Genomic DNA, 12,100 nt, shown 5'->3' with positions numbered 1-12,100 from the left:
TACTTAAATCCTATACAAAGCATACAAACTGAAGAGTATATATTAACCTGGTTAATTTTAGATTGACCACACTAAGCAGTCATCAATGCTTTTACTTTTGCATTTAAGCTACTTATTTTACGTGCAGCAGTGTTTTTATGAATAACACCTTTATTCACACACTTGTGTAAATTAGATTCAGCATTTCGAAATGCTAAAATGACATTTTCTTTGTCGCCAGACTTAATTATATCAACCAAATTCCTAACAGCAGTGCGAGTTTTACTTTTGCGCATTTTATTTATTAAAGTACGCTTTGCTATTACCTTTATCATTTTTTTAGCACTCTTATGATTTGCCATATATTAATACCTAAAACACTGTACTCTTTTCTTATTATAAAATTTTTTCACTAATTTGCAATACTAGTTTTTTCTGCAGTTAATTTGCTACTTTTCTCTTCAATAGTTTTTTCTAAATTTTTCAAGAATTCATCCTTGCTTAATCCAGGATATATTGGAGGCAATATCTCTATTATCGCCTTTCCTGGATTCTTTCTTAGGGAAAGTATACTTTTGGGCCAAAACAAACCAGTGTTTAAAGCTACCGGTGATACGGGAACAGATAATACGCTATATAAAGCAGCAATACCTGGTTGATATTTTATATTTTGGTTTATAGCTGTTCTTGTGCCTTCAGGAAATATTATTATGCTTCTATTTTCTTTTATACGCATTTTTGCTGATTTAATGATATGGCGTATAGAACTGATACCATCTGAGCGGTTAATAAAAATCATTCTGAGCGCCATGAGATGCAAGCCAACGAATGGAATCCACTTCAGCTCACGTTTTAAAATAAAAACTGCGTTTCTAAATAAAAGTATAAAAATAAATGTTTCAAATGGAGATTGGTGTTTAGAGGCAATTACAAAGGGTTGCTTTGGAATATTTTCCATCCCCCTAACTTCATATTCAACTCCACATAATAAACGAAGCATGAGCAATACAACCCTTACTGAACAGACGAGGAAGATAGTTACTATGCGTGCAGGAAAGAGGATTACAGGAAGAACAATTAAAGTATAGAAAACTTCCCACAATATAAGAAATAAATTAAACAATAAACTTGAAATCACAAACCCAGATAAACTTACTTGAGTTTAACTTTACTACAAATTAAAAACAATAAGTTTAATTATTGATCATCTGAGTGACAGGATGTGAATCAGCTAATTTGTCCTTTAATTTCTTGTTGGCAACATGAGTATATATTTGTGTTGTAGAAAGGCTAGTATGGCCAAGAACTTTCTGTATCAGCACAATACTTGCCCCACTATCCAGTAGGTGAGTAGCAAAAGAATGTCTAATCACATGTGGAGAGATTTTATTTTCATCAATATTGCATTTTTTCGCTAATTCCTTAATTAATTGGCCGATTCTCTGCCTTGTAATCGGCTTATTAGGCTTATTACCCGGAAATAACCAATCAGACTCCTTCCCGTCAAAAATTAGGTTATCACGGATCGATAAATAATTTCTAAGGCTTTGTAGTGCTTGCTCATTAAAAAGGATTTGCCTTTCTTTACCACTTTTCCCTTTTATTATTATATAACATTCTTTGTCATTACTGTTCACTAAATGTGACACTTCACACAACTTCATACTGATTAGTTCAGAAATACGCATGCCAGAAGAGTAAAGGATATCTAAAATAGCGCATAGCCTTTTACTGTTTATCTCTTTATTCGATTCGCTCGCTGATTTTCTAACCGTGTCCATCAACAAAAGCATTTCTTTAACGCTTAAATACCTGGGCAAAGGACGAGAAACTTTTGGGTTTTTTAATTCATCATCATTAGCTGGGGCTGGATTAAAATCTATTATTCCATCATTAAGTAGGCACTTATAAAAATTTTTCACAGCAGATATTTTTCTTGATATAGAACTACTTTTATATTTTTTTTGTGTGCATAGAAATCTCATATAATCTTTAATATTAGTTTTGCTTGCACCAACTAAGGTAGTACCGCTTTCTAATAAAAAACCTTCCAGTTGATGTAAATCTGAACAATAACTTTCTAAAGTATTTTGCGTAGCAGACCTTTCTGACACCAAAGTATCTATGTAATATGTTATGTAAAGATTTTCTTTTTTATCTTGTAACTGCTTATTTTTCATTATCAGCTCCTATATTTATTTCTTTGACTATAATTTGATTGGAAATGTCACTCGTCTTCCTTATTAAAAAATATGAGATAAATAAAACATTTACCAATACGATAAGTATAATAAACCTTCGCTTTAACTTTTTTTTTAGATTTGATCTCATGGTTAAATTATAACACCAAATCTATAGAAAACATCTTACAAAGTGCACTCTACTATAATATACCACTTCTTAGTTGCATTTAATTATACCTATTATAACATAACATTTTTATAGCTCTAGCATAAATAAGCGGAGATTTCAGTTATATCAGTGTTATAGATGTTAATAAATTTTTAGTATATACAATAGACCTCTTGCATAACAAACTTTTGGCAACGCGTTGGAAAAACGACTTGACAAACTCCGCCAGTCCTCTTATTATAGTACTGAAGCTATTTATTTATCTTCAGTCTGTGCAGATAAAACGACAAAAAAACTTAGTATATCTGGCGTGTCATGTTTAATTTTTTGCACTATGTGCATCTTATGTCTTTATAAAACTTCTAGGTTTTTACCTAATATAAGCTAAAATGCGCTTAAAAGCGTTACAAGACATTAAAAAACGCCAACTTATAAAATAGGTAGTGAATAACTAGCTACTTAGGGTTTTATTTGCCTTTTTTTCTGCTTAGTAAATTTCTTAAACGTTTATCGCTAAGGTTAGTTGCACTTAAAAGGCAGCTAAGTCGCACTTATTAAGCGTTTTAGAATAAAAAAACGCCGATATTTCGACACAAAAGTAAATAACTGGCCACCACGGGGTTTCTTTTGCTTTTTTTTAGGTTATGCAAGAGGTCTAAGAACCTGTTTAAAATCTTCGCAATAAGAGAGAAACGAAGGAAAGAACGACCATTTGTAGGCTAGTATTGAGTTTTCGCTCACAGTTTTTCCACAATCGCCTGCATTTTTCCAACCAAGCAAAAGACCGCTCAACAACCCATCTTTTTGGCAATACAGCAAAGGTATGTAATTCGCTTCGTTTTATTACCTCAACAGCTGCACCAATAGTTACTTTTATTTGTGTTGCAAAATTTTCTCCTGTATAGCCAGCATCAACGAGTATATTTTTGACTTCAGAGAGGTTTTCTTTAGCATTTCCCACCATTTTTACAGCACTGCTACGATCAGTTGCTTCTGCCGTTGTTATATGAATTGCATGTGGCAAGCCCTGTGTATCAACTGCGATATGACGCTTTATACCTGAAATCTTTTTACCTGCATCATAACCCTTTCTTTCAGCAGTATCTGCGTTTTTAACGCTTTGAGCATCAATTATGCAGAAACTGGTTTTCTCTTTCCGACCATTGTTGATACGGACCTCTCCAACTAATTTTTTTTAAAACTAATTCCAACAAACTTGGTTCTTCTCCATCCTTTTTATTCCACATTTGAAAATAATAATATATGCTCTCCCACCTTGGAAAATCTTTTGGCAACATCCTCCACTGGCAACCACTTTTTAGGACGTATAATACTGTACAAAATACATCATATAAATCAAGTTTTCTTGGTTTTGTTTTCCTCCTGCTACTCTCCAGAATTGGTTTGATTTTTTCAAATTGCTCTCGACTTATATCACTTGGATAACTTTTTCGCATAGATATACCTCATTCTTAATCTACCCCTATTTTACCTTATCCTTTCGAGATTTTAAACAGGTTCTTAGAAATACTCTGCAAAAAAAGGAATCACATAGTATCTTTTTTTAATAGAGTGCTGATAAAAGGAATGGTAATATTTGATCCCATAGATTCGTCATCTATTTTCTCTATAATTTTATTAACGCTGCAAAAAGAACGCTCTATTCTTGCTAAAATGTAATTAATCACTTTCAAATCAATTTTCAACTGTTTATCTGAAAATCGTTTTATTAACATAATTCTCAATAATTCCTCACTTGCAGGTGGAATTTTTACGCTGACGGTTGATAATATGCGAGAACTTAAATCTTTCAATTTAAAATTAAGCCTTTTTGGTGAAGTTGAAGAAGTAATTAGCAATCTCTTGTCATTTTCTCTCATGTAGTTGTAACAATGTAATAACATTTCTTCATCTTGAACATTTTGTATATCTTCCAAAATAAAAGCGTTGCTATACCTAATCTCGCTTATAAAGTTGTTTACATTGATAAAAATTGCATTGTTTATCGATTGCCAAATGTGAGCAAGATGAGTTTTACCAGAGCCTTTAGGCCCAAAGAGAATCAGACATTTCCAAGATAAATCATCAATTACTGAATTGTATACATTCTTATTTTCATCTAAAATGATATAGTTTTGCCAACAATAATCAGCTTGATTATTGTTAAATAAATTTAATTGTACATTAAACATCTTGCGTCTTTGACAGTAATTTTTGTGCTAAAATTTTCTCACTTTTTGCAAGTACACAGGACATTCTACAATTCACTTCTCCTTATCATAAATTGGTCATGCAAAAAATCTGTTAGCCATTTTTATAAAACTCACTTTTAAGATATTTATCGATTGCATATCCTACTGATACATTAAACATTGCTATTATTGGAACAAAAAGTAATACACCCGTAAATCCAAAGTATGAAGCACATATAGTAATTCCAAGAATAATTATAGCTGGATGTATATGAACTTTTTTTCCTATTAATAAAGGAACCAGTATATTTGCATCTATTAACTGTCCAACACAAAATAATAGTAAAACAGCAGTGCTTTCAGACCATCCACTAAATTGAGTTACAGCGCTCAAAAATCCAATAATAGTATATAATAACGGTCCTATATAAGGTATAAATGTTAGTGTCCCCGATAAAACTCCAATAGCAACAGAATGTTTTAATCCGATTATACTAAGGCCCACAGAATAAAAGATTATCATGACAATGCACACATTCACCTGTCCCTTTAGATAATTAGATATAATAAAATCCACTTTTGAGAAATAATCTGCAACTCCTTCTCTATAAGGAACAGGAACTAATCTACTAGCTTTTGCTACAATTAGAGGCCAATCACGCAATATATAGAAGAACATTACCGGAGTGATCACCACTAATGATACTACATGAATTAAGCTAAAGCTCGAGCTTAACACTTGGATTATAAAATTACTGGCAATATTAAGAGCATTTGTGAAATAAGATATATAATCGCCGTAATTTTCTGCTAGGTTTTTGGATAAGTGATCAAACAAACCATCTCCTATTTTTATATTAAGAAATTCTAATACGGATGGAATAACTTTAAGGTTTAATGAAGGTGCTTTGCTTACTAAAAAATTTAATATCGAGGTAACTTGAACATATATAATAGGTAAAACAAATGTAACAGCTAATACAAAAACCATCAGCAGAACAAATATTATAAAAATTACAGAATATAAGCGCGGTATTTTATATTTTTCAAACTTTACTACTAGTGGATTAAATAAATATGCAACAACGATAGATATTAAGCACTGAAAAATCATAGGGCGCACCAAAAATAGTGTGCCGATTATAAGAAGCAGTATAAGACAAATAGTTATATGACGTTTTTGCATACTTTTAGCATAGTCAATTTATTGAAAAATACACAGTTTATTTTGCCTATGTTAAAGGTATTTTATAATAGACTTCTTGCATAACAAACTTTTGGCAGCGCGTTGGAAAAACTTACTTGACAAACTCCGCCAGTCCTTTTATCATGGAAGTGAAGCTATTGTATTTGCTTTCGCCAATCTGCAGATTAAAAGGTAAGGATTACTTAAGGTATCGGCGTCTTATGTTCAATTTTTTGCAGTACATAGGTACTGTATGTCTTTACAAAACTTCATCTACATCTAGGTTTATACCTAAATAAGCTGAACGCGCTTACAAAGCGTTACAAGACATCAAAAAATGCCAATACTCGACAGAGATAGTAAAGGACTAGCTAACTCGGGTTTTCTTTGTCTTTTTTTCTGCTTGGTAAACTTCTTAAACACTTGCAGCGTAGGTTAGTAGCGATTAAAAGCGGCTGAATCTCTCTTGTCAGGGGTTTAAAACATAAAAAACGCCAGTACTTTAAAGCGGAAAATAATCACAGGGTTCCTTTTGCCTTTTTTTAGGTTATGCAAGAAGTCTACTTTTGTATTCGGTAAACTTAAATTATTTTAGTTACATTTTAATGCTTTAGTGTTTCTAACTCAGGAAAATTATCGTCTTTATTTTTTATAGAGGAAGATGGTGTACTGCTTTTACTATCGCTTTCGATTGGAATAGTAGGTTGTATCAAAGCAACTTTTATAACTTCATCAATGTTCTTGACAAAAATTACATTGATCCTTTCTTTAATATTTGCTGGGATTTCTTGCATATCCTTTTCATTTTCGCTAGGTATAATAACAGTTTTGATTGATCCTCTGAGCGCTGCTAGTAGCTTTTCTCTCAAGCCCCCAATAGCTAGAACTCTACCACGCAATGTCACTTCACCTGTCATAGCAACACTTTTGTTGACTGATATATTTGTCATGAGAGAAACAATGGATGTACATACCGCACCGCCAGCAGAAGGGCCATCTTTTGGCACAGCGCCCTCAAGTACATGCAAATGTATATCATTATTTTGAAATTTTTCAGGTTTTATACCAAAAAATAGACAATTTGATCGAATATAACTATACGCAGCCTTTATAGATTCTTGCATAACCTCTCCAAGCTTTCCTGTATATTTTATTTCCCCCTTGCCTGGAATCAGGACTGATTCTATCATTAAAATATCACCACCTGTTTCAGTATAGGCGAGTCCAGTTACTACCCCTACTAAACTCTCATTTTCTGCAATACCAAAGGTATATTTACGCACCCCTAAATAGTCTTGTAAATTGTCAACCCCTACGGATATTTTCTTATTTTTATCGGTCAATATTTCTTTAACTGCTTTTCTCATGAGCTTTGCAAGCTCCCTTTCCATACTACGGACGCCACTTTCACGCGTGTATAAGCGTATCAACTCATACAGTGCATCATTAGTTATATTCCATTCTTTCTGACGTAAACCATGCTCTTTTTTTAATTTGGGAATGAGGTGATGTGTAGCAATACTAATTTTTTCATCTTCAGTATAACCAGATAATTGTATAATTTCCATCCTATCACGCAAAGGGTGTGGCAAATTTAAGCTGTTTGCCGTAGCTACAAACATTACACTTGAAAGATCAAATTCAACTTCTAAGTAATGGTCTGTAAAGTGCTTATTGTGCTCAGTATCCAAAACCTCAAGTAATGCAGATGCAGGGTCACCACGTGAATCAGAACCCATCTTATCTATTTCATCAAGTAAAAAAAGTGGGTTGCACGAATTAGCTTTTTTCATGTGTTGAATAATTTTACCAGGCATTGAACCAATATATGTTTTCCTATGGCCACGTATTTCAGATTCATCACGCACACCACCAAGAGCTATGCGAACAAAATCTCTCCCTACTGCTCTCGCCATAGACTTAGCTAAAGAAGTTTTACCAACACCAGGTGGTCCAACTAAGCAAAGTATAGGACCTTTTATCTCTTTTACTCTCTTTAATACTGCTAAAAATTCTATTATTCTATCTTTTACTTTCTCTATACCATAATGGTTTTCATCTAAGATTTTTTTAGCTGCATTTAAATTAATTTTTGCATCTTTGTACTTTCCCCATGGTAAATCAAGTAACCAATGCAGGTAACTAGATATAACTGTAGCTTCAGGTGAAATGGGATTCATTTTCTTGTATCTCTTCAGATCAGTCATAGCTTTCTCTCTTGCTTCCTGAGAAAGTTTTGTTTCATTTATCTTTTTTTCAAATTCATTAAGTATATTTCCCTCATCTCCATTCTCAAATTCGCCTAATTCTTTCTGTATAGCTTTCAATTGCTCATTAAGGTAATAAACTTTCTGAGTGCTTTCAACTTGTGATTTAATTGTTTTATATAAACGGTTTTGTGCGTTCAAAATGCTTATTTCTCTCTCAATAAAAGCAAAAGTTTTTCTTAAACGCTCTCCTTGGCCATAAGTCTCAAGTATGCTTTGTTTATCTGATGCTTTTATATTTAAATATGAAATTACCGTGTCTACAAGTTGATCAATTTCTTTGATTTGCTCAATGGGATTAATAATAATCTCAGGCTGATTTTTTTTGTTCAATTTACACCAGTTATCAAACGCATTTATAACAGCTCGCCTTAAAGCTTCCAGATCAACATTATCCTCATCTTCCTCATATTCATGATGATTATCTAACTCTACCCTAGCCTGTAATAAAGTATGAGAGTTAATATACTCTACAACTTTTCCTCTGCTTACTCCTTGGATTACAACTTTTACTGCATTGTCAGGTAATTTTATTAATGGTTGCACAATATTTGCTAGCACACCTACTTCATAAAGATCTTTTGGCTCTGGGTTATCAATAGAGCCATCTTGCTGTGCCACAAGAAAAATCTCGTTTCGATGACTATTATTATTCATTGCACACTCTAGTGCATTAATAGATTTTTCTCTACCTATAAATAAGGGCACTATTATATTTGGAAAAATTACTACATCCCTTAAAGGTAATACTGGTAATGTAGCAAAACTAGAGTCTACAGCACATTCAATGTTCATAATACATGCCTAAAATTAATCATTAACTGTTATAACATCACCCTTGTTACTATGATTAATCACTGCTTTTCCTAACTCTACCATTTCCTTAGTGATTACTATTGTACTACCCTCAAAACCTCCGTTTCCAGCTGTATACATAACATCAAGCAAAAGTGACTCTAAAACAGCACGTAACATCCTTGCGCCTGTTTTGTAACTCATAGCCTTTTCAGCAATAGCCGATATTGCTTCATCTGAAAACTCAAGATTTACTTTGCTAAATGCAAGCAACGCTTTGTATTGTTTTATTAGTGCATTTCTTGGCTCTATCAATACATGTACTAAATCTTCATGATCTAACTCATCTAAAACAGCAGTTATTGGAACCCGCCCTACGAATTCTGGTATTAAACCAAATTTGATTAAATCTTCAGGTTGAACATCATGTAAAGCATTTTTTTTCCTTTGCTCTTTAGATTGACTTATATCTGCTCCAAAACCAACTGATGTTCCCTTCTTTCTTGCTTCAATGATCTTATCTAGGCCTTCAAAAGCTCCTCCACAAATAAACAGTATGTTATTAGTATCTACTTGTATAAATTCTTGTTGTGGGTGTTTCCGCCCACCTTGTGGCGGAACATAAGCAACTGTGCCTTCCATAATCTTAAGCAGAGCTTGCTGGACTCCTTCACCTGAAACGTCACGGGTTATCGAAGTGCTTTCAGATTTTCTTGTGATTTTGTCTATTTCATCTATAAACACTATACCACGCTGTGCCTTTGCGACATCATAATTTGCAGCTTGCAATAGACGTGACAATACGCTCTCCACATCATCACCCACATAACCTGCTTCAGTCAAAGTTGTCGCATCAGCCATAGCAAACGGCACATCTGAAACTTTAGCAAGTGTTTTGGCTAGCAAAGTTTTACCAGAACCAGTGGGACCAATGAGCATTACATTCGATTTTTCGATTTCAACATCACTTATAGCATGAAATTGTGCCATGGATTGACAATGGTTATACATAGCTACAGATAAAACGTGTTGTGCATGTTCTTGACCTACAACATGCTTGCTAAGAAAATTTCTTATATCCTCAGGCTTCTTTAGTAACAACTTCACATCAGATATATAATCTGAATTAAAAGATCCACCTTTCTTTTGACTTATCGCTTTATGAGATAACTCTATGCACTCGTTACAGATAAACACCTTCAAACCATCTGAAGAATTAGTAATCAATTTATCTACTTCATTTTGTGCTTTGTTGCAAAAAGAACAGTAGTGCAAATCATCATTGTTATCCATTAACTCACCTTTCGTTCAACTTTTAATTTTCAATCTTAATATCTTTACGCTCAGCTATTACTCTGTCAATTAAGCCAGTTTTTCTTGCTTCTTCAGGATCCATGAATTTATCTCTTTCCATCATTGTTTTAATTGTCTTCAGTGGATTCCCAGTATGTTTCCAATAAATCTGATTTAGTTCTTTCTTAACTCGCAAAATTTCATTAGCATGTATTTCTATATCAGTTGCCTGACCTTGATAACCACCAGATGGCTGATGTACCATAATTCTTGAATGAGGTAGAGAGTAACGCTTACCTTCTGTACCGGCTGCAAGTAATAAAGAGCCCATAGATGCAGCTTGACCTATACATAAAGTTGAAACATCTGGCTTTATGTACTGCATTGTATCATAGATCGATAAACCAGCAGTTACAACACCACCTGGTGAGTTAATATACATATAAATGTCTTTATCAGGGTTTTCCGATTCTAAATATAAAAGCTGTGCTACTATTACACTGGCCATGTTGTCCTCAATAGGACCAGTTACAAAAATTATTCTTTCTTTTACTAATCTCGAATATATGTCATAAGCACGTTCACCGCGACTAGTTTGCTCAATTACAATTGGTATAAGAGTCATACCTTTTCCTACTAAATATTATTAAATAATTCCTTTAACTCTTTTACAGAAATAATCTGCTCTTCTTTATTAACTTTTTCTATTATATAATCTGTAACTTTATGTTCAAGAGCTTGCCCTCTAACTAACTCTTGAAATTGTCTGTCTGACTGAAAATGTTTTAATACTCTATCAAGTGGCACACTTCTACTGACATATTGATTTACAATAACATTTAAAATATCATTTTGAGTTAATGATATTTTATGTTCTGCACTAAACTTCATAAATAACATTGCAAGCTTTACACGTCTTTCAGCCTCTTTACAAGGGTCATTTTGAGAGTTCAACTCCCTTTCCACTCTCTGTTGTTCCTGTTTTACTAAGTCTGTGGGTAAATCAAAACTATAACTAGCATCTAAATAATCAAATAGCTCCTTCTTAATTAAGAGATCTCTCATTTCTTTACACTGATCACCAATCATTTTTTTTGCATGATTTATTAGCGAAGAACAATCTTCAAACCCAATTCTCTTAGCTACTTCATCATCACTTCCAAAATCTTTGGCAACCTTAATATTATTAACTCGAACAAAAAAATTAGCTTCCTGTCCTGCAAGGGAAATGGCTTGGTAGTCTTCAGGAAATTTCAACTTAAAACTTTTTGTTTCTCCTTTTTTCATGCCAATTAGTTGATCTTCGAAACCATTAATAAATGTGCCAGATCCTAAAGTAACTTCAAAGTTTTTATCACTTCCACCTTGAAAAAGCTTATTCCTAATCCGCCCTTCAAAGTCAACTATTAATTTATCTCCATTTTTTGCTTGATAAGAAGTATCATCAACAGAGACAAAATTAGGAAATTTTGCTTTTATAGAATCAATAAATTCTTTTATGTCTCCTTCTTCAATCTTTGCTTCAACTCTCTTCAGATTTATTTTATCAAGATCTATTACTGACACTTCCGGCATCGATTCAAAAGATAGTTTGTATACAAAATTACCCTTTTCATCCTCTTTATCCAGATCTGGTAATGATATAACATCAACCTTAGGATAAATGTGAGACTTGACTTCAATTTTTTTCATTAAATCGCTTGAGCAATAGTCAATTGTACTATTTACCACATATTCTAAAGCTTCGTTTTTATAATTTGTAACAACAAGATCGTAGGGCATCTTTCCAGACCTAAATCCAGGCAATTTTGCATTTTTTGCCACTTCTTGTAATCTAGAATTTACCTTTTGTTCTATATAATCACTACTAACTGTGATTTCATATTCATGCTTTAGTTTATCTATACTAAGCTCTCTGTAGGTATATATGCTACTTGACGTATCTACTTCGACTATATTTTGAGGTATATTATTAGACATTACAATCCATTCATCAATATTTTAATTCATATCTTAATAAAGCCATTCTACCAGAA

9 protein-coding genes and 1 pseudogene are annotated in these 12,100 nt (G+C 33.0%); all 10 read right to left on the bottom strand.

The genetic code is table 11. The features are described 5' to 3' along the window. Window positions 1-71 precede the first annotated feature (71 nt). Window positions 72-341, bottom strand: a complete 270-nt coding sequence (rpsT, locus tag ACICP6_RS01640) for a 30S ribosomal protein S20 (RefSeq protein WP_395463355.1) — start codon at window positions 339-341, stop codon at window positions 72-74. Window positions 342-391: 50 nt separating this feature from the next. After that, a complete protein-coding gene (locus tag ACICP6_RS01635; RefSeq protein WP_395463354.1) occupies window positions 392-1,117 on the bottom strand; it encodes a lysophospholipid acyltransferase family protein in 726 nt (241 codons plus the stop codon). A gap of 55 nt (window positions 1,118-1,172) precedes the next feature. Beyond that, window positions 1,173-2,159 carry a tyrosine-type recombinase/integrase gene (locus ACICP6_RS01630; RefSeq protein ID WP_395463353.1) on the bottom strand — a complete coding sequence of 329 codons (987 nt, stop codon included), beginning with the start codon at window positions 2,157-2,159 and terminating at the stop codon, window positions 1,173-1,175. Window positions 2,160-2,998: 839 nt separating this feature from the next. After that, window positions 2,999-3,788 (bottom strand): IS5 family transposase gene (locus tag ACICP6_RS01625; RefSeq protein WP_395462624.1). Its coding sequence is split into 2 segments (ribosomal slippage): window positions 2,999-3,526 and window positions 3,528-3,788, totalling 789 coding nucleotides; the frame shifts between segments, so codons are not numbered across the junction. Window positions 3,789-3,878: 90 nt separating this feature from the next. Then, complete coding sequence (locus ACICP6_RS01620; protein ID WP_395463352.1) at window positions 3,879-4,523, bottom strand: DnaA ATPase domain-containing protein; 645 nt, start codon at window positions 4,521-4,523, stop codon at window positions 3,879-3,881. 112 nt (window positions 4,524-4,635) lie between these two features. Then, window positions 4,636-5,709 carry an AI-2E family transporter gene (locus ACICP6_RS01615; protein ID WP_395463351.1) on the bottom strand — a complete coding sequence of 358 codons (1,074 nt, stop codon included), beginning with the start codon at window positions 5,707-5,709 and terminating at the stop codon, window positions 4,636-4,638. 602 nt (window positions 5,710-6,311) lie between these two features. Continuing rightward, complete coding sequence (gene lon / locus ACICP6_RS01610) at window positions 6,312-8,771, bottom strand: endopeptidase La (RefSeq protein WP_395463350.1); 2,460 nt, start codon at window positions 8,769-8,771, stop codon at window positions 6,312-6,314. A gap of 15 nt (window positions 8,772-8,786) precedes the next feature. Further along, complete coding sequence (clpX, locus tag ACICP6_RS01605; protein ID WP_395463349.1) at window positions 8,787-10,064, bottom strand: ATP-dependent Clp protease ATP-binding subunit ClpX; 1,278 nt, start codon at window positions 10,062-10,064, stop codon at window positions 8,787-8,789. Beyond that, window positions 10,064-10,689, bottom strand: a pseudogene (gene clpP / locus ACICP6_RS01600) (ATP-dependent Clp endopeptidase proteolytic subunit ClpP). Before clpP ends, clpX begins: the two are co-directional and overlap by 1 nt. Before the next feature lie 11 nt (window positions 10,690-10,700). Continuing rightward, window positions 10,701-12,044, bottom strand: a complete 1,344-nt coding sequence (tig, locus tag ACICP6_RS01595; RefSeq protein ID WP_395463348.1) for a trigger factor — start codon at window positions 12,042-12,044, stop codon at window positions 10,701-10,703. Window positions 12,045-12,100: the final 56 nt, after the last annotated feature.

It is taken from the genome of Wolbachia endosymbiont of Cantharis cryptica (genome assembly GCF_964277405.1).
GTDB lineage: Bacteria > Pseudomonadota > Alphaproteobacteria > Rickettsiales > Anaplasmataceae > Wolbachia.
This window is presented reverse-complemented; position numbering and strand designations above follow the sequence as displayed.

Coding starts and splice junctions, on each gene's coding strand:
- ACICP6_RS01620 (WP_395463352.1), bottom strand. CDS start 4,523: ATGTTTAATGTACAATTAAATTTATTTAACAATAATCAAGCTGATTAT.
- lon (WP_395463350.1), bottom strand. CDS start 8,771: ATGAACATTGAATGTGCTGTAGACTCTAGTTTTGCTACATTACCAGTA.
- clpX (WP_395463349.1), bottom strand. CDS start 10,064: ATGGATAACAATGATGATTTGCACTACTGTTCTTTTTGCAACAAAGCA.
- tig (WP_395463348.1), bottom strand. CDS start 12,044: ATGTCTAATAATATACCTCAAAATATAGTCGAAGTAGATACGTCAAGT.
- rpsT (WP_395463355.1), bottom strand. CDS start 341: ATGGCAAATCATAAGAGTGCTAAAAAAATGATAAAGGTAATAGCAAAG.
- ACICP6_RS01615 (WP_395463351.1), bottom strand. CDS start 5,709: ATGCAAAAACGTCATATAACTATTTGTCTTATACTGCTTCTTATAATC.
- ACICP6_RS01630 (WP_395463353.1), bottom strand. CDS start 2,159: ATGAAAAATAAGCAGTTACAAGATAAAAAAGAAAATCTTTACATAACA.